Origin of the sequence: Kitasatospora sp. NPDC048239, from assembly GCF_043202015.1 — a bacterium.
Taxonomy (GTDB): domain Bacteria; phylum Actinomycetota; class Actinomycetes; order Streptomycetales; family Streptomycetaceae; genus Kitasatospora.
Window position 1 is genome coordinate 189,677 of the sequence record NZ_JBICZP010000009.1, and the last position, 22,740, is coordinate 212,416.

Genomic DNA, 22,740 nt, shown 5'->3' on the forward strand with positions numbered 1-22,740 from the left:
TAGCGCGCCATGACCGACAAGCCGATGCTCATCCTCATCGCCGGGCCCTTCCGCTCCGGCACCACCCGCCGACGCGGCCTGCCCGCCTGCCACGACGTGGCCGAGATCCCGCGCCGCACCGCGCAGGTGACCGCGTGAACGGCCGCCCCGGCATCGACACACCCGACCACCGCGGCCGCACCGGCCTCGACCGCGTCGGCCGCGACCTGCACCGCAACCCCGACGTCGTGGTCCGCGAGGTGGAGCTCACCTCCCAGGGCTGGCACGTCCTGCGGCGCACCACCTTCGACTACCGGCGCCGCGACGGCCGTTGGGACACCCAGCAGCGCGAGACGTACGACCGCGGCAACGGCGCGGTCGTCCTGCCGTACGACGCCGAGCGCGGACGCGTACTGCTCACCCGTCAGTTCCGCTACCCCGCCTACGTCAACGACCACCCGGACGGGATGCTCGTCGAGGCCGCGGCCGGTCTGCTCGACGGCGACGAGCCGCTCGCGGCCGTCCGGCGCGAGGCCGCCGAGGAGCTCGGTGTCACGCTCGGCCCGCTCACCCACGTCCTCGACGCCTACATGAGCCCCGGCTCGGTCACCGAACGCCTGCACTTCTACGCGGCCCCCTACACCTCGGCAGACCGCACCGGGGACGGCGGCGGGCTGGAGGAGGACGGCGAGGACATCGAGGTGCTCGAACTGCCCTTCACCGAGGCCCTCGGCATGGTCCGCGACGGGCGCATCACCGACGGAAAGACCATCCTGCTCCTGCAATGGGCGGCCCTCGACGGACCTTTCGCCACCACGGCGGGCACCGGCTGACACCGCCTCACCCGGTCGGCCCTGCTGTGGGTCAGGGCTCGGCCGGGTACGCACCGACTCCTGCGCCGGGCAGCCGAGTTGGCGACCAGGCCGACAGCCCAGGCCGCCGGAGGGGGAGGAGGAGAACGGGACCGCGGTACCGGAGCAGGGCCCTGCCGGGAGCAGGGTCCTCGTACCGTCGGGCGACGCCGGGGAGAGGGCCCGCTCCCTAGTGTCAGACAGGTGATCACCGCGGTCCGCCCACGGGGCGGGGCACCGCCGTCACCCCTCGTTCCCCCCTCCCGGCGCCCTCGTCGCGCCGTACCCAAGGAGCTTCCGCATGGCCGACCGCCACTCCCACCGACCCCGGGCCATCCGCACCACGAGCACGCACGCCCTCGCCCTGATCCTCGCGGCGGCCGCCGCCGTCGGCGCGGCCGGTGCGTTCCCCGCCGCGGCGGCGCCGTCCGCCGGCCCGAAGGACGCCGTACGGACCGGCCTGGAACGGCTGGTGACGGAGGACCGCTACCCCGCCGCGATGGCGTCCGTCCTCAGCCCCGACGGGCGCACCCGCAACTACGCCGCGGGCGTCGCCGACCTGCGGACCGGGGCGAAGGTGCCGGTGGACGGGCAGGTGCGCGCGGGCAGCAACACCAAGACCTTCGCCGCCGTGGTCGTCCTGCAGCTGGTCGGCGAGGGCAAGGTCGAGCTCGACGCCCCCATCGACCGCTACCTGCCCGGACTGGTCCGCGGCGAGGGCATCGACGGCGGCGCCATCACCGTCCGCCAGGTGCTCCAGCACACCAGCGGGCTGCCCAACTACACCGACTACATCTTCGAGGGCGTCTTCGGCAAGGATCGCCACCACTACTACCAGCCCCGCGAGTTGCTCGACCTCGCGCTCGCCCACAAGGCACTGTTCACCCCCGGCACCGACTGGTCGTACAGCAACACCAACTACGTCCTCGCCGGCCTGCTGATCGAGAAGATCACCGGCCGTCCGCTCGCCGAACAGCTGACCAAGCGGGTGATCGACCGACTCGGGCTGCGCCACACCTACTTCCCGGGGGTGGGCGACGAGGGCATCCGGGAGCCCCACCCCCAGGGCTACCACGGCTCCGGGCCGGACGGCTCGCTCGACGACGTCACCGAGTTGGACCCCTCCTGGGCGTGGGCCGCCGGACAGCTGGTCTCCACGCCGAGCGACCTCAACCGGTTCTTCTCCGCCCTGATGGGCGGCAGGCTCCTCAAGCCCGCCCAGCTCGACCAGATGCGCACCACGGTCAGGATGCCCGACCTCCCCGGCTCGGTGCCCGGCCAGCAGTACGGCCTCGGGCTGATCCGCACGCCGCTCAGCTGCGGCAAGACGGCCTGGGGACACGGCGGCGCCACGCCGGGCTTCCACAGCCTCCCGGGGGTGACCGAGGACGGGCGCGCCGCCACCATCGCCGTCACCGCGAACATCGCGCCCAGCCCGCAGGCCTTCCCGCACGTCGAGGCCCTGTTCGACGCGACCCTCTGCGCCCGGTGACGCCCGGGGCGGCCCGGCGTCCAACGCCCTGACCTCACCCGCCGGCCCTGGCCACCAGCCCACACGGGCGGTGACCAGGGCCGGCCCTGTGGCTTCGGGGAATCCGGCCTCAGGGAATTCGGCCTCAGGCCGAGGTGAACGCCGAGGGCCGGCCGAGGGCGACCAGCCGGTGGTCCTTGGTGCCGACGTAGATCCGGCCCCGGTCGGTGGCGGGCACGGAGAACTTGCTGACCGTCCCGAGCGGGAAGGAGCGGCGCAGCCGGAGGGTGCCGTTCACGGGGACGGGATCGTAGGCGCGCAGCTCGCCGCCCTCGCCGTACTGTCCGGTGCCGGACCAGATCACCCAGACCAGCGCCGAGCCGGAGCGGGTGCCGTCGGAGGTGACGACGGGTGAGCCGGACATCTTGAGGAAGTCCTCGGCGCTGGTGCCGGCGCTGGTCAGCGCCGGGGTGCCGGCGGCGTTCACGGAGTACTTGAGGGCGCGCAGGCGCCCGTAGTTCTCGACGGTGTAGACGTAGCCGCCGTCCCCGCCCCACACACCCGGGTGGCCCCACACGCCGCCGTACGGGCCGGTCATCCCGACGGGGTTGTCGGTGCCGCCGGGGCCCTGGCCCATGCCGCCGAGGTTGTCGCGGTCGAGCAGGAAGATCCGCCCGTCCTTGCCCACCTGGACCAGCAGCCGGGGGTGGGCGGGGGTGCCGAACTGCTTCGCGGGGAGGGCGACCGGGCCGCCGGAGCCGAGGTCGGTGTCCTTCCTGTCGAGGGTGGCGTTGTTGGCCGGGCTGAAGAAGTCCTTCGGGGTGAAGGTGCCGTCGCCGTTGACGGCGAAGCGGACCACCGACTCGCCGAGGCCGCCGGGCGGCTTGTCGCCGGGCCCCTTCGCGGGTGAGGCTCCGGCGCCCTGGCCGTTCGCGGTGGCCAGGATGATCCGGCCGGGGCCGTCCGAGACCAGGCCGCTGCCGGCCATCCAGATGCTGGCGCGCTGGGTGTCCGAGCCGGCGACCGTCGACCAGAGGGTGAGCTTGCGGGTGGTGGTGTCGAGCCCGGCCAGGGTGCCGATGTAGTCGCCGATGCCGCAGAGCGAGCCGAAGCCGAAGTAGACGGCGCCGTCGAGGAGCAGCAGCCCGGGGCGCTGGAGGGAGCGGTAGGCGTTGAAGGGCTTGCCGGGGGCGTTGACCGGGTCGCCCTGGACGGTGACCGGCCAGCCGCTGCGCTCGGTGCCGGTCTGGGCGTCGACGGCGTGGACGTAGTAGTGCGGGTGCTTGTCGTCCGGTCCGTCGTTGACCTTGCTGGTGAGGTAGACGGTGCCGGTGGCCGGGTCGTGGACGGGGGTGGAGGTGGTGCCGACGTTGGGGCCCGGGTCGGAGCAGCCGATGGCGGCCGAGGGCCAGGCCGGGCCCATCTCGCGGTGCCAGGTGATCGTCCCGTCGGAGGCGTTCAGGCCGTAGACGTGGTTGGTCTCGGTGGCCACGACCACGGTCCGCCCGATGACCAGCGGCTGGGCGAACACCTGGCCGTTCAACTGGGTGGAGAAGCGCACTCCGAAGTCGGATTTGGCGACCTCCTCGGGCGACAGTCCGGGTTCGTCCTGGTCCCATCCGGTGCGTTCGGTGGTCACCGAGATGGTCGGGACGTCGGCGCGGGCCGCGGCGGCGGGGGCGAGCAGGGCCAGGCCGGTGAGGACCGCCGCCGCCTGCCTGACGGGTCTGTTGGTTCGGTTCATGCCGCCCATGTTTCGGGCCGTCGACGCGGCCCACCAGCAGAGTGGGCCACTCGGCGGTCGTCCGGTAGTCGTAATGCCGCACACGGCCGGCGCGCTCTGCCCTATCGTCATCGCGGCACAATGATCGAAAGGACTGACGAACAGTGAGATTCGGAATCATCGGGACCGGCGTGGTCGGGCAGACGCTGGCGGACAAGCTGGTCGCGCTCGGCCACGAGGTGACGCTCGGCTCGCGGACCAAGGACAACGAGAAGGGCGCGGCCTGGGCCGAGCAGGCCGGGCCGAGCGGCCACAGCGGTACCTTCGCGGACGCCGCCGGGTTCGGCGAGGTGGTCCTCAACGCCACCTCGGGCACGGTCGCACTGGCGGCCCTGCGGGCGGCGGGCGCCGAACAGCTGGCCGGCAAGCTGCTGGTGGACGTCTCCAACCCGCTGGTGTTCTCCCCCGACGGCGAGGTGAGCCTCGACCCGGCGAACACCGACAGCGTCGGCGAGCAGATCCAGCGGGAGTTCCCGCAGACCCGGGTGGTGAAGGCGCTCAACACCGTGACCGCGCCCCTGATGGTCGACCCGGCCCGGCTGCCCGGCGAGCACAACCTCTTCATCGCCGGTGACGACGACGCCGCGAAGGCCGAGACCACGGCCCTGCTGGAGCAGTTCGGCTGGCCGGCCGGCTCGGTGATCGACCTGGGCGACATCAAGGGCGCGCGGGCGATGGAGATGATGATGCCGTTCTGGATCCGCCTGATGCGCTCCTTCGGCACCGCCGAGTTCAACTACTCGATCAGGCGCGCCGGGCAGTGAGCGGGCGGGCCCGGGCCCCCGGTCTGCCGGGGGCCCGGGCCCGTTTAGGCCCTGTCCGGTCGATCTTGAGGGATCAGCGCGCGGCTCCTAGCGCGCCGGCGTCAGGCGCCCGGCCGGCCCGCGCCGGCCGGGACGCGGTCCTCCGTCTGTTCCGTCGCGGGGGCGGGGCGTTGGCGGGGCGGGGTGGGGCCGGGCGCGCCGCCGGTGCGGGCGGCCCGGGTGAGGGCGAGCAGGCGGTCGGCCTCGGCCTGGATGGCGTCCTTGTCGCCGATCTCGGCGTCCGGCAGGGCGTCCGGCAGGAGGTCCTCGATGAGCCGCAGCGGGCGGTAGGCGAGGCCGAGCAGGCCCCAGACCGCGAGGACGGCTCCGATCAGGACCAGCAGGAGCCCGGCGCCGCGGCCGGGGCCGGTGCCGATGATCATGCCGACCGAGTCGGCGAGGGCTCCCCCGGGCCGCATCAGCGGCTCGAAGACGTGGTCCGAGAGCGGGCCCGCCGTGAGGAAGCCCAGCGGCATCATCGACATGACGAGCATCTGGTTGGTGGCCAGCACCCGGCCCTGGAGCTCCATCCCGACCTTGGTCTGGATCAGCGCCATCCAGTGCGAGTTGAGGATCATCAGCGAGGCCCAGAGGACGAAGAGCCCGCAGGCCACCAGGGCGGGCTGCGGCCGGCTGCCGGCCACCACGGCCGCCAGGCCGACCACCGAGGTGAAGCCGATCATGCCGATGGCGCGCCGCCTGGTGCCGCCCCACAGGGCCATCACCAGGGCGCCGGTCATCGCGCCGACGCCGCCGACGGCGGTGATGACGCCGAGCTGAACCGCCGATCCGCCGGCCAGGACCATCGGGGTGACCAGGACGGTGGCGATGGCGAACAGGTAGTTGAACACCACGAAGAAGACCACCATGGCGACCAGGCTGTGCCGCCGCACGATGTAGCGCCAGCCGGTGACGACCTCGCGTAGCAGCGGCTCCTCCTGCTTGTCGAACATCGCGTCCGGGAAGCGGACCAGCAGCAGGCAGCTGACGCCGATCAGGAAGGTGGCCATGTCGAACAGGACCACGCCGTGCAGGCCGATCAGCGAGACCAGCACGCCGCCCGCCAGGACGGCCATCATGTCGCCCGCCCCGGTGCCGAGTTGGGCGAGGCCGTTGGCCTGGCCGAGGTAGCGTTTGGGCACCAGCTGGGTGATCGCGGCCAGGTAGGCCGGGCGTTGGAAGGCGGAGCAGACCGCCCCCGTGCAGGCGACCAGGTAGATGTGCCAGACCTCCAGCAGGTCGGCCCAGAGCAGCACGCCGAGCGAGAGCATGCCGGCCGCCGCCACGGTGTCCGTCACGATCATGATCCGGCGGCGGTCGAGCCGGTCGGCGAGCGCCCCCGCGATGGGCAGCAGCAGCACGGCGGGCAGCACCGCGACCACCGAGATCATCGCGAAGTCGAAGGCCGAGCCGGTCTGCTGGTAGACCCAGACGCCGAGCGCGAAGGTGGAGAGGCTGGTGCCGACCATCGAGACGAACTGCCCGATGGCGACCTTGGCGAAGACGCCCAGTTCGGCGCGGGCCGCCGGGCGCTTGGCCGGGGCCTGCTCGGAGACCGTCCCGGTGGCGGTGAACTCCGCTATCACCCGGGCCAGTTCGTCGGCCTGGTGCTTCAGGAAGTAGTGCCCGGCGCGCGGGATGACGGCCAGGTCGACGGTGTCGCCGAAGTGCTCCCACTCGGCGTACCGCTCCTCGTACAGCTGGGTGGCGCGGTCCTTCTCGCCGACCACGCAGAGGATCGGCGCGGCGAGCACGGCCGGGCGCCCGTCCCCGTAGGCGCGGGTGTAGAAGTCCTCCGCCTGCCGGACGTCGTGGCGCAGCGCCCGGACCAGGAAGTCCTGTTCGGCCTGGTCGTAGACGTCGGTGAAGCCGCCCATCGCCCGCAGGTAGTCCAGGTAGGACCGGTTGGAGAGCATCCGGTCGCCGGGCAGTCGGCGGGCCATCCACTCGGCGAACCGGCCGGGCAGCCGGGCGGCGGGGAACGTCCCGCCGAGGGCGACCCCGCGCAGGTCGACGCCGGCCGCCTCCAGCCGGGAGCCGAGGGCGGTGGCGAGCGCACCGCCGAGGCAGTGGCCGTACAGCAGCACCGGGCCCTCGATCCGGGCGGTGATCTGCTCGGTCAACCGGTCGGCGAGGCCTTCGAGTTCGGCGAGCTCGTCATCGGGGCGGCTCGGGTCGTGCCCGGGCAGCTCGACGGCGTACAGCCGGTGGCCTGCGGGCAGGGCGTCGGCGAGCGGCTGGAAGGTGATCGGACTGCCGCCGCCGTAGGGGACGCAGACGACGCTCACCTCGGCCGGCGCGTTGCCGCGGGTCAGCTTGTGCAGCAGGCTGCGCGGGCCCTGCTCGGCGGCGCCGCCGGCCCTGGCGTCGAGCAGGGCGGCGAGTTCGCGGACGGTGGGCTGCTGGAACAGGTCGATCACGGACAGGCCGCGGCCGATCAGGCGGACGGTGTGCACGGCGGAGAAGGAGTCGCCGCCGAGCGCGAAGAAGTCGTCCGTGGCGCCGATCTCGTCGACGGCGAGCACCTGCCGGTAGGCGGCGGCCACCTCGTGCTCGGCCTCCGTCGCCAACTCGCCTCCGCCGGAGACCGGCTGGGCTGCGGCGGGCTCGGGCAGGGCGGCCCGGTCGACCTTGCCGTTGGCGTTCAGCGGCAGCGCGTCGAGGACGACCAGGGCGGCCGGCACCATGTAGTCCGGCAGCCGGGTGCGCAGCGCGGCGCGCAGCTGGCCCGGGTCGGGGGCGGCGGCCGGGTCGGCGGGCACCAGGTAGCCGACGAGGGTACGGGCGGCGCCCTCGCCGCGGGCGACCACGACGGCCTCGCGGATCTCCGGCCGGGCCGTCAGCTCGGCCTCCACCTCGCCGATCTCGACCCGGAAGCCGCGGATCTTGACCTGGTGGTCGACCCGGCCGAGGAACTCGACGGATCCGTCGGTGCGGCGCCGGACCAGGTCGCCGGTGCGGTAGCTGCGCCGGCCGTGGACGAGGGTGAAGCGCTCGGCGGTGAGGTCGTCCCGGCCGAGGTAGCCACGGGCCACGCCGCCGCCGGAGACGTACAGCTCGCCGGGGACGCCGACCGGGACGGGCCGAAGCCGGGCGTCGAGCACCTGGGCGCCGACGTTGCCGAAGGGCCGGCCCAGCGGCGCGGTGACGGCGTCGCCGAGGTCCGCGGGGACGGGGGCCCCGAGCATCGAGACGGTGGTCTCGGTGGGGCCGTAGTGGTTGTGCAGCCGGAGGTCGGGCCGGGCCGCGCGGATCCGGGCGACCAGGTCGGGCCGCAGCGCCTCGCCCGCGCAGATCAGCAGCTCGGCGGGCAGGATGTCGCCGAGGCCGCCGCCGTGCGCGGCCAGGCCCTCCAGGTGGCTGGGGACGAGCTTCATGGCGTCGATCCGGTGCGCGGCCGTGTAGGCGGCGAAGGCGTCCGGGTCGGTGGCCTGGTCGCGGGTGAGCAGGTGCAGGCAGCCGCCGCCGGTGAGCGCGCCGAACACGTTGGTGGTGCCGAGGTCGGCGGCGAAGGTGGAGACCAGCGCCCAGTTCCAGCCCTCCGACCCGGCGCCGAGGCGCTCGCGCAGGCCGTGCAGGTAGTTGCGGTAGTTGCGGTGCTCGACGGCGACGCCCTTGGGCGTGCCGGTGGAGCCGGAGGTGAAGATCAGGTAGCAGAGGTGGTCCGGGCGGACGTCCACCGCGGGCGGCTCGCAGGGCTCCACCGGGGTGGTGAGCCGGTCCACGACGACGGCCGGCGGGCCGTCGACGCGGCCGAGCAGGTCCTCGGTGGTGACGACCGCGGCGGCCCCGGCGGCGGTGAGCAGGGCGCGGATCCGCTCGTCCGGGTAGACCGGGTCGAGCGGAAGGTACGCGCCGCCGGCCTTGAGGATGCCGAGCATGCCGACGGCCAGGGCGGCCGAGCGCTCGACCAGCAGGCCGACCGGGCGGTCCGGGCCGACCCCGAGGGCGACCAGCCGGTGGGCCAGCGCGTTGGCCCGGTGGTCGAGTTCGGCGTAGCCGAGGACGCCGTCGGCGCCGCGTACCGCGGGCGCGTCGGGGGTGCGGCGGGCCTGCTCCTCGACCAGCCCGTGCAGCGTGCCGCCGAGGTCCCAGCCCCGCAGCGAGTCGTCCCAGTCGGCGAGTTGCCGCTCTTCGGCGGGGGTGAGCAGGGGCAGGTCGGCGAGCGGGCGGTCCGGGTCGGCGGCCATCGCGTCGAGGACGGTGGTGAGGTGGCCGAAGGTGCGCCGGATGGTCGACTCGTCGTACAGCTCGGTGCGCCAGACCAGGTCGGCGTCGAGTTCGCCGCCGTTGTCGACGACGGCGACGGACAGGTCGAACTTGGCGGTGTCGGTGCCGACGGGCTGCCAGCCGGCCTCCAGGCCGGGCAGGTCGAGGACGGCCTCGGCCTGGTTGTGGACGTTGAGCAGGACCTGGAACAGCGGGGTGTGGGCGAGTTCGCGGTCCAGGCCGAGCGCGTCGATCAGCCGCTCGAAGGGCAGGTCCTGGTGGCCGAAGGCGCCGAGGGTGTTCTCCCGGACCCGCTCCAGCAGCAAGCGCACGCTCGGGTCGCCGGAGAGGTCGGTGCGCATCGCCAGGGTGTTCACGAAGCAGCCGACCAGCGGTTCGGTCTCGCTGCGGGTGCGGCCCGCGACGGGGGTGCCGACCACCACGTCCTCGGCGCCGGTGTAGCGGGAGACCACGGTCTGCAGGGCGGCGAGCAGCACCATGTACGGCGTGGCGCCGGTCTGTTCGGCGAGCTCGCGGATCCGGCGGGTGCGCTCGGCGCCGAACCCGATGGTGATCCGCCCGCCCCGGGTGCCGGCCACGGCCGGGCGGGGGCGGTCGGTGGGCACGGTGACGGTGGCGGTGGCACCGCGCAGGCGCTCCAGCCACCACTGCTCCTGGCGGGCGAGCTCCTCGGCCAGTTCGGTCTGCTGCCAGTGCGCCACGTCTGCGTACTGGACGGCCAGCGGCGCGAAGGCGGGTGCCCGGCCCTCGCGGCGGGCCGCGTAGGCGGTGGCGAGGTCGCCGAACAGCACGCCGATGGACCAGCCGTCGGCGGCGATGTGGTGCAGCACCAGGCTGAGCACGTGGCGGCCCTCGCCGGTGCGCAGCAGGGCGGCGCGCAGCGGGAGGTCGGCGGCGAGGTCGAACGGGCGCCGGGCCTCCGCCTCCAGCCACCGGTCGAGGCCCTCGGCGGGGACGTCGGCCGTGGTGAGCGCCGGGCCGTCGGCGTCGAGCAGGACGGGGCGGACCTCGCCGTCCTCGGTGCGGTAGACGGTGCGCAGCACCTCGTGGCGGGCGAGCAGGTCGCCGAGGGCGGCGGCCAGCGCGGCGGGGTCCGGCTCGCCGTCCAGGTGCAGGGCGAGCGGGATGTGGTAGGCCGCGCCGTCCGGGTCGTACTGGGCGAGGAACCACATCCGGCGCTGGGCCGAGGAGAGCGGCGCGGGGGTGCCGGCCGGGCGGGGGGTGATGCCGCGCTGCGCCGGTCTGGCGGCGGCCTTGGCGGCCTTGGCCTGGGCGAGGCGGCGGCGCAGGAGTTCCTGGCGTCTGGCGTCGGGCTGGTCGGTCATGCGTTCTCCCCCGTCAGGGCGCCGGCGGCCGCGTCGGGCCGGGCGTCCGGGTCGTGCCGTACGTCGGATTGGCCGGGTGCACCGGGTGCACCCGGGTCGTCAAGGCCGGTGAGGCCGCCGAGTTCTTCGAGGTCTTCGAAGTCCCCCAGGTCTTCGAGGTCGATCTCGGCGAGGAGCAGGTCCTCGATCCGGCGGGCCATGGCGGCCAGGGTGCGGGCCTCGAACACGGTGCGCAGCGGCAGGTCGGTGTCGAAGACGTCCCGGACCCGGGCGGTCAGGCGGGTGGCGAGCAGGGAGTGGCCGCCGAGCGAGAAGAAGTCGTCGTGCCGGGAGACGCGCTCCACCCCGAGGACCTCCTGCCAGAGATCGGCGAGCAGTTCCTCGCAGTCCCCCTCGGGCGGCGCGCCGGCGCCGCCGAGCCGCGGCAGCGGCAGTGCGGCCCGGTCGACCTTGCCGCTGGGGGTCAGCGGCAGTGCGTCGAGCAGGACGAGCGCGGCGGGCACCATGTAGTCGGGCAGCCGGTCCGTGAGGGCGGCCCGCAGGGCGTCCTCGGTGAGGCCGCCGCCGGCGACGGCGTACCCGGCGAGGACCGGGCCTGCGGGGGTGTCGACCAGTGCGGCCGCGCCCGCGCCGACGCCGGGGACGGCGGTCAACGCGGCCTCGATCTCGCCGAGTTCGATCCGGAAGCCGCGCAGCTTGATCTGCGCGTCGGTGCGCCCGTGGTACTCCAGCCGTCCGTCGCGGCGGCGGCAGGCGAGGTCGCCGGTGCGGTACATCAGCGCGCCCTCGGGGCCGCCGGGCTCGGGGACGAACCGTTCGGCGGTGAGGTCGGGGCGGCCGTGGTAGCCGAGTGCGACGCCGTCACCGGCGATGCAGAGCTCGCCGATGCCGTTCACCGGGGCGGGCCGGCCGGCCGCGTCCAGGAGGTGCAGCCGGGTGTTGGCGATGGGCGCGCCGAGCGCCACCACCCCGCCGTGGGCGGCGAGTTCGGCGGTGACCCGTTGGGCGGTGGACCAGACCGTGGTCTCGGTCGGGCCGTACAGGTTCCACAGCGCGGCGGTGCGCTTGAGCAGGGCCTCGGCCAGGTCGGCGGTGAGCGCCTCGCCGCCGCACAGGGCGGTCAGGCCGGGGCGGCCGGGCCAGTCGGCCTCCAGCAGCATCCGCCAGGTGGCGGGGGTGGCCTGGGCGACGGTGACGGCCCGCTCGTCCAGCCAGGCGGCGAGCGCACGCCCGTCGGTGGCGGTGGCGCGGTCGGCGATCTCCACCCGGGCGCCGGTGACCAGCGGAAGCCACAGCTCCAGGCCGGCGATGTCGAAGGTGACGGTGGTGACGGCGGCCATCACGTCCCGGTCGGTGAGGCCGGGTTCGCGGCCCATCGATCCGAGGAAGTTGACGATCGCCCGGTGCGGTACCGCCACGCCCTTGGGACGTCCGGTGGAGCCCGAGGTGTAGAGCAGGTAGGCCGGGTCCTCGGGGCCGACGGCCGCGGCCGGGGCCTCGGGCGCGGCGGCGGCCTCGGGGCCGTCCACCAGGACGGTGGTGCGCCCGAGGAACAACTCGTCGCCGGCCGTGGCCTGTTCGGCGACCAGGACGCCCACTCCGGCGTCGTCGAGCACCGCGAGGTTGCGGGCCGCCGGCTGGTCGACGTCGATCGGCAGGTAGGCGGCGCCGCTGCGCAGCACACCGAGCAGGGCGGCGGGCAGCATGCGCCCGCGCCGGACGGCGACCGCCACCAGGCTGCCGGGGCCGACCCCGTGCACGCCCAGCAGGTGGGCCAGCCGGGCCGCGGTGGAGTCGAGTTCGGCGTACGCCAGGGTGCCGTCGGCGGCGGCGACGGCGACCGCCTGCGGGGTTCGGGCGGCCTGGGCGGCGACCAGCTCGTGCAGCCGGGCGTCGGGCAGCGGAGCCGCCGTCCGGTTCCCCTCCTCGGAGTCGGCCAGCTCGGCGGCCGAGAGCATCGCCAACTCGCCGATCGGCCGGTCTGGTTCGGCGAGAGCGGCGGCGAGCAGCGCGGCCAGGTGGTCGAGCGCGGCCTGCACGGAGGGCTCGTCGTAGCGCGAGGTGCGGTACTCGGCGGAGAGCAGCGGGCCGTCGGCCGGGAACTCCAGGAACAGCGAGAGGTCCGTCTTCGCCGTGCCGTTGCACACCTCGGCGACGAACTCCAGTTTCACGCCCGGCAGTTCGACGCCTGCGACCGGGTGGTTCTGGACCGCGAGCAGGGTCTGGGCGAACGGCGAGGACGTCCGGCCGGCCGAGTCGCCGGCCCGGCGGGCGTGCTCCAGGAACGGGTAGCCGCTGTGCTCGGCGGCGTCCAGCACCACCGGGCGCAGGCGGGCGACGAGTGTGCGGAAGGTGTCGGCGGATCCGATCTCGAAGCGGAGCGCGACGGTGTTGATCAGCGAGCCGAGCACCTGCTCCAGCTCGGGGACGGGGCGCACGGCGAACGGGGTGAGCACGGCGAGGTCGGTGCGGCCGGTGTAGCGGTGCAGCACTCCGCCGAGTGCGGCGAGCACCGCCATGTAGAGGCTGGCGCCCTCGCCGGCGGCCCAGCGCTCGGCGGTGCGGAGGAGTTCGGCGTCGAGCCGGCGGGCGATCCGGCGGCCGGCCGTGTCGTGCGGGTTGGGGTGCGGGCGGTCGCCGGGCAGGTGCTGCTCGGCCTCCAGGCCGAGCAACCGCTCGCCCCAGCGCAGCGCGGCCTCGCGGGCGGCCTCGTTGGCGCGCTCCTCCCAACGGGCGACGTCGGAGAACTGCAGGGCGGGTTCGGCGAGGTCGCCGTCCCGGTACGCGCGGCCCAGCTCGGCGAGCAGCAGTCCGGCCGCCCAGCCGTCCATCGCGGCGTGGTGGACGGTCAGCAGGAGTTCGTACCGGTCCGGGCCGGTGCGCACGGCGAGGGCGCGCAGCAGCCGGCCCTCGGCGAGGTCCAGCGGCCGGGCGGCCTCGGCGCGCAGCGCCGCGTCGAGCCGCGCCTCGTCCGCCGACGCCTCGTCGGCCGCGGTGTGCGGGCGGTCGGCGAGGTCGAGCAGCGGCACGTCCACGGTGTACGGCTCGCGGACCTCGGCGTGGAGCTCGCCGCCGCGTCCGGCGAGCGCGGTGCGCAGGACTTCGTGGCGGCGGACCACCTCGGTCAGCGCCCGGCCCAGGGCGGCGAGGTCGAGCCCGCCGGTGGCCCGGATGCGCAGCGGCACGTTGTAGAGCGCGCTGCCGGGCAGGACGGAGGAGTGCAGCCACAGCTCGCGCTGGAACTCGGTGGCGCGGGCGGGCAGCTCGGCGGCCCGCTCGGGGGGTGCGACGCCGGGGCGTCCGCCACCGCCGTCGGCCACCCGGCGGGCGAGCGCGGCGACGGTCGGCGCGGCGAAGAACTCGCCGAGCGGTATCCGGGTGCCGTACGCGCGCTCGATCCGGGCGAGGACACCGGCCGCGAGCAGCGAGTGCCCGCCGAGGTCGAGGAAGACGTCGTGCACGCCGATCCGGGGCAGGCCGAGGACGTCCTGCCAGAGTGCGGCGATCCCCTCCTCGACCTCGGTGCGGGGCGCGACGAAGAGGTCCTGGCCGCCCCGGCTGCGGGCGACCGGCGGCAGCGCCTTGCGGTCGGTCTTGCCGTTGGGGGTGAGCGGCAGGCGCTCCAGCACGCCGACGGCCAGCGGCACCATGTAGCCGGGCAGGGCGGCGGCGCAGTGGGCGCGCAGCTCGGCCGCGGTTGGTTCGGCGGCCGGGGCGGGCTGGACGAAGGCGGCGAGGTAGTCGCCGGCCTCGTCCCGCTGGACGACCGCGGCGGCGGACTCCACCGCGGGGTGACCGGCCAGCACCGCCTCGATCTCGCCGAGTTCGACCCGGAAGCCGCGGACCTTCACCTGGTGGTCGACGCGTCCGTGGTACTCCAGGTCGCCGTCCGGCAGGCGCCGCACGAGGTCCCCGGTGCGGTAGCAGCGCTCGCCTCCGACGGCGGTGAACCGCTCCTCGGTGAGGTCGGGGCGGCCGTGGTAGCCGCGGGCCAGCCCTTCGCCGGCCAGGTACAGCTCGCCGATCCCGCCGTCCGGGACGGCGATCCGCTGCTCGTCGAGCACGTGGGCGGTGGTGCCGCCCAGCGGGCGGCCGATGACCGGCTCACCGGCCCCCTCGCGCGCGACCAGCGACCACGTCGAGTAGACGGTGTCCTCGGTCGGGCCGTAGAGGTTGTACAGGCGCTCGACCCGGGGCTGGGCGTAGACCTGGTCGGCCAGATGGCGCGGTAGCGCCTCCCCGGCCAGGTTGACCACGCGTACGCCGTCCGGCAGGCCCCCGCCGCCGGGGAGGCCGCCGCCGCGCAGCAGCGCCGCCATGGCGCTGGGCACGGTGTTGACCAGCGTCACCTCCTCGCGGGCGGGGAGCTCGGGCAGCGCGAGGACGTTCTCGGCGACCAGCACGGCGCCGCCGACGGTGAGCGGGAGGAACAGCTCGTACACCGAGATGTCGAAGCAGACCGAGGTGCCGAACAGCACACCTGCCAGGTCGGCGGGGGTGTAGGTGTCGGCGGCCCACCGGAGCATCGCGTTGACGCCGCGCTGGGTGACCGCGACCCCCTTGGGGCGTCCGGTGGAGCCCGAGGTGTACAGGACGTAGGCGAGCGCGTCGCCGCCGGCCGCCCGCGCGAGGGGGGCGGTGGGACCGTCGCCGTCGACGTACAGCAGGGTGGCGCCGGCGCCGGCCAGCAGGTGCTCGTGGGACCGGTCGGTGACGACCACGGGCGCCTGGGCGTCGCCGATCACCAGCTCCAGCCGGTCGCGCGGGTAGGCCGGGTCGAGCGGCACGTACGCGCCGCCGGCCCGCAGCACCGCCAGCAGGGTGACGACCAGGTCCGCCGAACGCGGTAGGCAGACCCCCACCAGGGTCTCCGCGACCACCCCGGCACCGGCCAGCCGGGCCGCCGCCGACTCCACGGCCGCGGACAGTTCACGGTAGGTCAGGCGCCGTCCGCCGTCGATCACGGCGACGGCCTCGGGCGTCCGTCTGACCTGGGCATCGAACAGGTCCGCCAGCGGTGCTGCCGGATCCAGTGGAGGAAGTCCCGTCGAACTCATCAACTCTCCTGAGGGATGGCCCTGCGCCGACTTGTGGTCGGCGAGAAATGGGCGGTGTGCCCTGGGAGATGGTGGGGTACAGATCTCCGGATGACCAGCACATTTCCGACACTCGTTCGGTATGCCGGAAAGATCACCCTTCCCGCACCACTCAGCGGTACACATCCGTGACGGTTCGTCGGCGATTTCCTACCGAGTGTCAGGACTCGTGACACGGCGGTCGGCTGACGCTACGGTCGTCCCCACGGTGCACCGGTGCGCTTCGCACCCGCGTGCGGCACTCCGGGAGACATGCCCCCCGACCTGCCCTTTGCCTTGCCTTTACCATTCCTTTGTCAGTACACCGCCAGGCACCCCCGGCAGCCTCAGCCCCGACCCGCCCCGAGGGGGGTACGCACCCACGCCGTACGCGACCGGACGAAGGTGCCGGCGCCCCTGCGCCGCTCGACCAGCCCCGCCCCGGCCAGCTCCTCGTACCCGCGCACCGCCGTGCCACGGCTCACTCCCAGCGCCTCGGCGAGCAGCCGCTCGGCCGGCAGCCGGTCCCCGGGGTCCACCAGGCCGCGCTCCACCGCGTCGGCCAGCGCGGCGGCCAGGCAGCGGTAGCGCGGACCCTCCCCGCGATCCCAGCCGTCCAACGCGATCCGCACCCACCACCCGAGGTCCCGGTCCATTGCCTCAGCCTGGCACCGCCCCGGATCGGCGGCACCCCGGCCACCGGTCATCCGGCCGCCCGCCGCCCGCCGCCCCGGATCGGGGCGCACCCCCGCGAGGGGCCAGAATGGACCCATGTCCCGACGCCGCCCCGCGCCCCGCGCCGCCGCCCCCGCGCCCCGTCTGCTGCCCTCCTCCCCCTGCCCGTGCGGGCTGCCCGCCGCGTACGGCGAGTGCTGCGGCCGACTGCACCGGGGCCAGGCCGCCGCGACCACCGCCGAGCTGCTGATGCGCTCGCGCTTCAGCGCCTTCGTCGCCCAGGACGAGGCCTACCTGCTGCGCACCTGGCACCCCGACACCCGGCCCGACTCGGTCGAGTTCGACCCCGCGCTGCGCTGGACCGGCCTGGAGGTGCTCTCCAGCACCGAGGGCGGCCCGTTCCACAGCGCGGGCACCGTGGCCTTCCGCGCCCACTACACCGAGGGCCGCGAGCAGGGCGTCCTCAGCGAGCACAGCCGCTTCGTGCGGCACGAGGGCGCCTGGGTCTACCTGGACGCCCTCTCGCTCTCCTGAGTCCTGCCCGCGGGGTGTGCGGTCCGCCCGCGCCGCCCGCCCGGCGGGACCAGCCGGACCTACAGGTAGTCGTCCAGCCGGGCGAAGGCGAAGCCCTGCGCGGTGACCTCGTCCACGACCTTGCGGAGCAGGTCGGGCATGGTGCCCTTCCACAGGTCGGCACCGCGGAAGTGGGTGAGGATGATGTCCCCGGAGTGCAGGCGCTGGTCGTCGTAGCGGTACTCCACCCGGTCGGGGAAGGCCTCCTCGTTCCAGAGCGGGACGGCCTCGATGCCGCAGGAGGCGGCGGCCCGGAGCGTGTCGTCGTTGTACTCGCCGTAGGGCGGCCGGAACAGCCGTGGGCGGGCGCCGATCTGCTGCTCCAGCTGGTCCTGCTGGCGGCAGATCTCGTCGCGCTGCTGGTCGTAGCCGAGCACCTTGAGGTTGCGGTGGTTGATCGTGTGGTTGTTCACCGCGTCGCCCTGGGCGGCGAGCCCGCGGAAGTAGCCGTAGTCCTCGCGCGCCAGGTAGTCGGCGACGAAGGTGCTGAGCGGGATCCCGAGCTCGTCCGCCATCCGGGAGAACTCCGGGTCCTTCTCCGCGCCGTCGTCGACGGTCAGGAAGACGATCTTCTCGGCGGTCGGCACCCGGTAGACCACCGGGGGCAGCCCGTCCTGGAGCTTCACCCCCTGCACGGGCGTGAGCTCGGCCCTGGCCGCGGGCCGCTGCGGGGCCTTCAGCGGCGGCTGCCGCACTCCCCAGCGGTGGGCGGTCTCCAGCGCGGTGCGCACGGCCGTCTCCCGCCGGGCCACCGCCGCGCTGCCGGCCTCCTCCTCGGCCCGGGCCGGCCCCGGCAGCAGCAGCGGCGCGGCGGCCGGACGCGGCGCGCCCCGGTCGGCGGCCTCCTTCGCGGCCCCGCCGGCGGGAACGGCCCCCTCTGCCGGAACGGCCCTCTCGGCGGGAACGGCGCTCGATGCGGCCCGGGCCGCGTCCGGACGGCCCGCCGAGGGTGCGGCACAGCCCGCGACCGCGGCGGACAGGCAGACCGCCGCCGCGAGGCCGGCCCGTACCCGGTGACTCCCCCTCAACCCCCCATTAATCACATGATCTGATGATGTGCTCATGGAGCACTGCTCCCCCCTGCCACCCCCCGGCCAATCCCCCTCTCACCCGCCCGGCCTACCGCACCGCCCGCACCGCCGACGCGGCGAACTCCCCCTCCGCCGCCCCCGGCCGGACGCGCCCGGTGCCACGGGGCCGGGCCGGTCGAATCCCGCACACCCCGGCCGACCTCGGAAAACGCCTCGCCTCCTGGCCGGGCTGCCGACCATAATGCGCGCATGACGATCACCGTTGCGCGTACCGCCGACCGCTGGGAGGTCTCCCCGGCCGATGTGGGTTCGGAGGAGGCGCAGGCGCTGCTGCGCGACTACTACACCGATGTCGCCAACCGGTACTACCGGCTGCACCTCGGGCGTGACGGCACCCCCGAGGAGATCGAGTCCGGCCTCGCCGACTCGCCGAGCGACGACCTGGCCGCACCCACCGGGGCGTTCGTGCTCGGGCGCTACGACGGCGCCGCGCAGGCCTGTGCCGGGCTGCGCGTACGGGACGCCCGGACGGTGGAGCTGACCAGGGTGTTCGTCCGCCACGAGGTGCGCGGTTCGGGCGGCGGCGGGCGGCTGCTGGCCGCCGTGGACGAGGCCGCGCGGTCGCTCGGCGCCGAGCGGATCGTGCTGGACACCCGGCTCGACCTGGTCGAGGCCCGCGCGCTGTACAGCCGGCACGGCTACTCCGAGATCCCGGCGTACAACACCGGGCCGTACGCCCAGATCTGGTACGCCAAGAACCTCACGGCACCGGCGCATGCGGACCGTTGAGCTGGTCTGCGACGCGGCCTTCGACCGCGCGGTGCGCGAGGTGTGGCAGCGGCTCTCGGACGGCGGGGTGGACAGCCTCGCCCACAACACCCACGCCGGCCACCGGCCGCACCTCACCCTGGCCGCCTGCGCCCGGATGCCGGCCGACGCCGGGCCGCGCCTGGACGAACTCCTCGCCGGCGCACTGCCGCTGACCGTCCGGCTGTCCGGCCTGGTCTCGTTCGGCGCCCGCAGCCGGCGCCGGGTGCTCTCCTGGTCGATCGTGCCCACCGTGGAGCTGGTCCTGCTCCACCAGCGGGTCTGGGAGATCCTCGCCGAGGCCGAGGACCCCGGCCCGTACTATCTGCCCGGCCGCTGGTCGCCCCACATCGGGCTGACCCGCCGGCTCGAACCGGGCGCCCTCGCACTCGCGCACAGCGTGCTCGGCCGCCATCCGGACGTCGAGGGCGCCTTCGGGGCGGCGCGGAGCTTCGACTCGGAGAGCCAGCAGACCACCTGGCTGGGGGCGCGCTGAGTACGCCGGGCCGGGCCGGTCACCCCACCCCCGCCGGGGACTCCAGTGCCGCCGGGGACTCCGCGTCGCGGGCGAACAGCCGCGGCTGGCCGGTGCCGTCCGCCGGGACGGTCCAGACGTCCGCGCCCGTCCCGGAGTGCGGCAGCCCGTAGGCGACGGTGGCGTCGTCCAGCCAGGCCGCCTGGTCGTCGACGCCGCGGGTCTCCGCGAGGGGCGTCTCGGCGAGATCGGCCAGCCGCAGCACGGTGAGCCGCCAGCCGCCGTCGGGCAGCATCCGCTTGTAGGCCAGCCGGGTGCCGTCGGGGGACAGCGACGGGCACTCCACGTTGTCCTTGAGGGTGCGCAGGCCGCGGGTGGCGAAGTCGCCCGCCATCAGGGAGCGGTGGCCGTCTGCCGAGAGCGTCGCGTAGAAGCGGTTGTCGTCCGCGGTGAACGTGACGCCCCAGACGTTGGCGTCGGGCGCGGGGTCGTGGCCGTCGACGGTGAAGTCCTCCAGGTTGCCGACCAAGGTGCCGCCGCGGGTGTCGAGGATGCCTGACCGGGTGGAGAACCGGCCGCCGTTGTAGGAGTCGCCGGTGACGAAGACCGTCCAGGAGACCATCCGGCCGGAGGCGGAGACCCGGGCCCGGCTGGGGACGCCGTTGAGCGGGATGGCGCTCTGCCGGTGCAGCTCGCGGTCGAGGACGGTGAGCTGGTAGGAGCCCGGGCCCTCCAGCAGGCAGACGCCGGTTCCGGCGGCCGCGTACACCCGCGCGCAGGGCAGCGTGGAGGGGGTGCGCCGCCCGTCGGGGTGCTGCACCGCGAGCAGCCCCGTCCGGGTGTCGCGGATCAGCAGCCCGGGGCCGTCCAGGGTGGGCGCGGCCTCCCCCGGGTCGCGGGCGGGGGCGGGCGCGGCCCGCAGCACGGTGTAGCCGACGGCGACGGCGGTGAGCAGGACGGTCGCGACCAGGGCGGTGAGGATGCGCCACTTCATGGCGAGGGGTGTCCTTCGTGCGGAGGCGGGGAGGGCGGCGAGAGGTGCGGCGAGGGGGCGGTGAGCAGGGCTGCGGAGGCGGCCAGCGCCGCGGCGGCGGCGCCCGCCGCCGCCAGGCAGGCGGTCGGCGCACCCCACGCCTGCCAGGCCGCCCCGAACGCCACCGAGGAGCAGAGCGCGGCCAGCGCCTGCCCGGTCTGCAGCAGGGCGAGTCCGCTGGTGCGCAGTTCGGGCGCCAGCAGCGGCCCGGCGAGGGCCATCAGGACGCCGTCGGTGGCGGCGTAGAACGCTCCGTGCAGCAGCAGGATCAGCGGCACCAGCAGCACCGGGGAGCCAGGCCCGAGGGCGAGCAGCACCTGGACGGCGACCACGGCACCGTAGCCGCCGAGCACCACCGGCCGGTGGCCGGTGCGGTCGGCGAGCCGCCCCAGCGGCGCGGCCAGCAGCAGGTAGGCCAGCGCCGAGCCGACCGCCAGCAGCGGGAACGCGGTGAGCGGGAGGTCGTCGCGGCGCTGGAGGACCAGGTAGACGAACCCGTCGCCGACCGTGGTCAGCGCGAGCAGGGCGGCGGCCGCGCAGAGCCGGCGGAACGGACCGCGGCGCAGCAGTGCCAGCGCGGTGCCCGGCCGGACCGAACCCGCGGGCAGCGGCTCCTGGTGGTCGCGGACGAAGAGCGCCAGCAGCAGGACCCCGAGCAGGGCGAAGCACAGGCTGGTGAGGAACACCGCGTCGTAGGAGCGGCCCGAGCCGGCCAGCGCGAGCACGCCGACCGCGACGAGCGGCCCGGCGAACGCCCCCAGGCTGTCCAGGGCGCGGTGTGCTCCGAACGCCCGGCCGAGCCGGTCGGCGGGGACGGACAGGGTGATCAGGGCGTCCCTGGGCGCGGTGCGCAGACCCTTGCCGGTGCGGTCGACCGCCAGGACGGCGCCGATCGCCACGGGTGCGGCGGCGGTCAGCAGCAGCCCGGCCCGGGCGGCGGCCGACAGGCCGTACCCGATCCCGGCGACGAGCTTGCGGCGCCGGAACCGGTCGGCGACGTAGCCGCCGAGGAGCCGGGTGAGGGCGGTGGATCCGCTGAACACGCCGTCCACCACACCGTACTGGGCGGTGCTCAGGTGCAGGCCGAGGACGAGGTAGGCGGGGAGCACCGAGCCGACCATCTCGGCGGAGACGTCGGTGACCAGGCTGACCAGGCCGAGGGCGAGGACGTTGCCGGTGAGGACCCGCCGGGCCGGGGCCCCGGTCGCGGGGGCCCCGGCACGCACGCTGGAGAGGTACACCGGCTCAGCTCAGCGTGATGTCGTCGAACCAGGTGATGCTGGGGTCACCCGGGTAGTCGTCGTCGTGGTTGACCAGCTGCACGGTGTACGAGTGGCCGGGGGTGAGCGTGTCGGTGGCCTGCCGCCAGCCGCCGTTGGCGGTACAGGTCCTGGGCAGCGGGGTGGCCGTCGTGCCGCTGGTGTTGTGCCGGACCACGACGGTGGCCCAGGCGTAGTCGACGCTGTCGCGGCAGTCGCCCTTCCACCAGACGGTGAGCCTGGTGATGCCCGGTGGGGCGGTGAAGGTCTGGCTGAGGACGGAGTCGCCGTCGGTCGGCCCGGTGGAGCCGGCCGCGCCCCCGTAGGCGCCGGAGTGCGGCACCTCGGCGATGGCGGTGGTGCCGGTGCGGGTCCAGCCGTTGAAGGTGCCGTACTCGAAGCCGCCGTTGACCAGGCCGGTGGGCGTGGAGGGAGTGGGGGTCGGGGTCCCGGTGGGGGTGCCGCTGGGCGTCGGTGTCGGGCTCGGCGTCGGGCTCGGCGTCGGCGAGGTGGTCCAGACGTCGGTGATCGGGGTGGCGTTCGCCGCGTTGCCCAGGGCGCCGAGGCCGTAGGCCTCCTCGATGGTGCGCAGGACCGTGTAGTGGTCGATGCGCTCGGAGTAGACGCCCGGGCGGACCTTCTCGCCCACGAACAGGGTGGCGATCTGGTTGACGGAGCTGAAGTTGTCCTCGTCGAAGGTGACGATCAGCAGGCTGTTGTGGGTCTTGGCCCACTGCGCGTACCCGTCGAGGTTGGTCCGCAGCCAGGTGTCGCCGGTCTCGGGTGCGCAGTCGTGCATGTCGTTGCACATGTCGGGGATGACGAAGGAGACCGTCGGCAGCTTGGTGTAGTCGCTCGGGAAGCCGCTGTAGGGGAGGCTGGCGGCGGCCGGGACGTTGTCGAAGTCGGCCCAGGGGTTGTGCTTGCGGACGTAGCCGCCGCTGCTGCAGCCGGTGTATCCGGTGGACGGCAGGCCTTCGGAGTAGCCCTTGAAGGTGTACCCGGCGGTGGTGAGCTGGCTGCCGAGGTTGGCCTTGCCGGTGAAGTTCTGCGGGCAGGAGTCGCCCGTCACGCCCTGGAGCTCGCCGGAGAACAGGGCGACGTAGTTGCCCTGGCTGGGGTGGGTGATGCCGAACGAGCGGGAGAAGCTCGCGCCCTGCCCGGCCAGGGAGTTGAGGTAGGGGACGGCGGGGTTCCCGATGATCTTCGAGTAGTCCTTGTTCTCGAACAGGACGACGACGACGTGGTCCGGCCGCGGCACGGCGGCGGCGGTGCCGTTCTGGTCCGGCGCGGCGGACGGACGGGCGCCCACGGCCGCCCCGGCGCCGGTGAGGGCGATCAGGAAGGCCACCACGGCGGTGATCACCGAT

At 74.6% G+C, this 22,740-nt stretch carries 15 protein-coding genes; 7 read left to right on the forward strand and 8 right to left on the reverse strand.

Features of this window, described 5'->3' with window-relative positions; translation table 11 throughout:
* Positions 1-9 precede the first annotated feature (9 nt).
* The 3 genes from ACGFZP_RS24545 (at position 10) to ACGFZP_RS24555 (ending at position 2,322) form a co-directional block, all read left to right on the forward strand.
* The gene (locus ACGFZP_RS24545; RefSeq protein WP_392936710.1) at positions 10-138 is read left to right on the forward strand and encodes a hypothetical protein; all 129 of its coding nucleotides are present in this window, start codon (positions 10-12) and stop codon (positions 136-138) included.
* Positions 135-812, forward strand: coding sequence for an NUDIX domain-containing protein (locus ACGFZP_RS24550; protein ID WP_392936713.1), 678 nt, complete (start codon positions 135-137; stop codon positions 810-812). The genes ACGFZP_RS24545 and ACGFZP_RS24550 overlap by 4 nt, the downstream gene beginning before the upstream one ends.
* A gap of 319 nt (positions 813-1,131) precedes the next feature.
* Positions 1,132-2,322 (forward strand): serine hydrolase domain-containing protein, encoded by a 1,191-nt coding sequence (locus tag ACGFZP_RS24555; RefSeq protein WP_392936716.1) that lies wholly within the window; start codon positions 1,132-1,134, stop codon positions 2,320-2,322.
* Positions 2,323-2,446: 124 nt separating this feature from the next.
* On the opposite strand, the gene ACGFZP_RS24560 is transcribed toward ACGFZP_RS24555, so the two are convergent.
* A complete protein-coding gene (locus ACGFZP_RS24560) occupies positions 2,447-4,045 on the reverse strand; it encodes a PQQ-binding-like beta-propeller repeat protein (RefSeq protein WP_392936719.1) in 1,599 nt (532 codons plus the stop codon).
* A gap of 143 nt (positions 4,046-4,188) precedes the next feature.
* Here ACGFZP_RS24560 and ACGFZP_RS24565 point away from each other — a divergent pair, with 143 nt between their 5' ends.
* Positions 4,189-4,848 carry an NADPH-dependent F420 reductase gene (locus ACGFZP_RS24565; RefSeq protein WP_392936721.1) on the forward strand — a complete coding sequence of 220 codons (660 nt, stop codon included), beginning with the start codon at positions 4,189-4,191 and terminating at the stop codon, positions 4,846-4,848.
* Between the two features lie 101 nt (positions 4,849-4,949).
* Here ACGFZP_RS24565 and ACGFZP_RS24570 read toward each other — a convergent pair whose 3' ends face one another.
* From ACGFZP_RS24570 to ACGFZP_RS24580, 3 genes are all read right to left on the reverse strand, one after another.
* Positions 4,950-10,442 carry an amino acid adenylation domain-containing protein gene (locus tag ACGFZP_RS24570; protein WP_392936724.1) on the reverse strand — a complete coding sequence of 1,831 codons (5,493 nt, stop codon included), beginning with the start codon at positions 10,440-10,442 and terminating at the stop codon, positions 4,950-4,952.
* Complete coding sequence (locus ACGFZP_RS24575; RefSeq protein WP_392936726.1) at positions 10,439-15,499, reverse strand: amino acid adenylation domain-containing protein; 5,061 nt, start codon at positions 15,497-15,499, stop codon at positions 10,439-10,441. The genes ACGFZP_RS24570 and ACGFZP_RS24575 overlap by 4 nt, the downstream gene beginning before the upstream one ends.
* 365 nt (positions 15,500-15,864) lie before the next feature.
* Complete coding sequence (locus tag ACGFZP_RS24580) at positions 15,865-16,173, reverse strand: GntR family transcriptional regulator (RefSeq protein WP_392936729.1); 309 nt, start codon at positions 16,171-16,173, stop codon at positions 15,865-15,867.
* Between the two features lie 115 nt (positions 16,174-16,288).
* On the opposite strand from ACGFZP_RS24580, the gene ACGFZP_RS24585 reads away from it, so the two are divergent.
* Positions 16,289-16,726 carry a YchJ family protein gene (locus ACGFZP_RS24585; protein ID WP_392936732.1) on the forward strand — a complete coding sequence of 146 codons (438 nt, stop codon included), beginning with the start codon at positions 16,289-16,291 and terminating at the stop codon, positions 16,724-16,726.
* 59 nt (positions 16,727-16,785) lie between these two features.
* Here the strand turns inward: ACGFZP_RS24585 and ACGFZP_RS24590 are convergent, their stop codons facing one another.
* Positions 16,786-17,793, reverse strand: coding sequence for a polysaccharide deacetylase family protein (locus ACGFZP_RS24590; protein WP_392936734.1), 1,008 nt, complete (start codon positions 17,791-17,793; stop codon positions 16,786-16,788).
* 252 nt (positions 17,794-18,045) lie between these two features.
* Here ACGFZP_RS24590 and ACGFZP_RS24595 point away from each other — a divergent pair, with 252 nt between their 5' ends.
* Positions 18,046-18,585 (forward strand): GNAT family N-acetyltransferase, encoded by a 540-nt coding sequence (locus ACGFZP_RS24595; RefSeq protein ID WP_392936737.1) that lies wholly within the window; start codon positions 18,046-18,048, stop codon positions 18,583-18,585.
* Positions 18,572-19,099 carry a 2'-5' RNA ligase family protein gene (locus tag ACGFZP_RS24600; protein ID WP_392936739.1) on the forward strand — a complete coding sequence of 176 codons (528 nt, stop codon included), beginning with the start codon at positions 18,572-18,574 and terminating at the stop codon, positions 19,097-19,099. Before ACGFZP_RS24595 ends, ACGFZP_RS24600 begins: the two co-directional genes overlap by 14 nt.
* A gap of 19 nt (positions 19,100-19,118) precedes the next feature.
* On the opposite strand, the gene ACGFZP_RS24605 is transcribed toward ACGFZP_RS24600, so the two are convergent.
* Genes ACGFZP_RS24605 through ACGFZP_RS24615 form a run of 3 tightly spaced genes read right to left on the reverse strand, consistent with a single transcriptional unit; the run spans position 19,119 to position 22,736 of the window.
* Positions 19,119-20,072 (reverse strand): TolB family protein, encoded by a 954-nt coding sequence (locus tag ACGFZP_RS24605; protein ID WP_392936742.1) that lies wholly within the window; start codon positions 20,070-20,072, stop codon positions 19,119-19,121.
* Entirely contained in the window at positions 20,069-21,352 is a 1,284-nt protein-coding gene (locus tag ACGFZP_RS24610; RefSeq protein ID WP_392936745.1) for an MFS transporter, read from the reverse strand. Before ACGFZP_RS24610 ends, ACGFZP_RS24605 begins: the two co-directional genes overlap by 4 nt.
* A 4-nt stretch (positions 21,353-21,356) precedes the next feature.
* Positions 21,357-22,736 carry an alkaline phosphatase family protein gene (locus ACGFZP_RS24615; protein WP_392936747.1) on the reverse strand — a complete coding sequence of 460 codons (1,380 nt, stop codon included), beginning with the start codon at positions 22,734-22,736 and terminating at the stop codon, positions 21,357-21,359.
* Positions 22,737-22,740: the final 4 nt, after the last annotated feature.

Bases quoted from the DNA above. Each gene is read 5' to 3' on its own strand.
- ACGFZP_RS24545 (WP_392936710.1), top strand. From the start codon at position 10: ATGACCGACAAGCCGATGCTCATCCTCATCGCCGGGCCCTTCCGCTCC.
- ACGFZP_RS24555 (WP_392936716.1), top strand. From the start codon at position 1,132: ATGGCCGACCGCCACTCCCACCGACCCCGGGCCATCCGCACCACGAGC.
- ACGFZP_RS24560 (WP_392936719.1), bottom strand. From the start codon at position 4,045: ATGAACCGAACCAACAGACCCGTCAGGCAGGCGGCGGCGGTCCTCACC.
- ACGFZP_RS24570 (WP_392936724.1), bottom strand. From the start codon at position 10,442: ATGACCGACCAGCCCGACGCCAGACGCCAGGAACTCCTGCGCCGCCGC.
- ACGFZP_RS24575 (WP_392936726.1), bottom strand. From the start codon at position 15,499: ATGAGTTCGACGGGACTTCCTCCACTGGATCCGGCAGCACCGCTGGCG.
- ACGFZP_RS24580 (WP_392936729.1), bottom strand. From the start codon at position 16,173: ATGGACCGGGACCTCGGGTGGTGGGTGCGGATCGCGTTGGACGGCTGG.
- ACGFZP_RS24585 (WP_392936732.1), top strand. From the start codon at position 16,289: ATGTCCCGACGCCGCCCCGCGCCCCGCGCCGCCGCCCCCGCGCCCCGT.
- ACGFZP_RS24595 (WP_392936737.1), top strand. From the start codon at position 18,046: ATGACGATCACCGTTGCGCGTACCGCCGACCGCTGGGAGGTCTCCCCG.
- ACGFZP_RS24600 (WP_392936739.1), top strand. From the start codon at position 18,572: ATGCGGACCGTTGAGCTGGTCTGCGACGCGGCCTTCGACCGCGCGGTG.
- ACGFZP_RS24605 (WP_392936742.1), bottom strand. From the start codon at position 20,072: ATGAAGTGGCGCATCCTCACCGCCCTGGTCGCGACCGTCCTGCTCACC.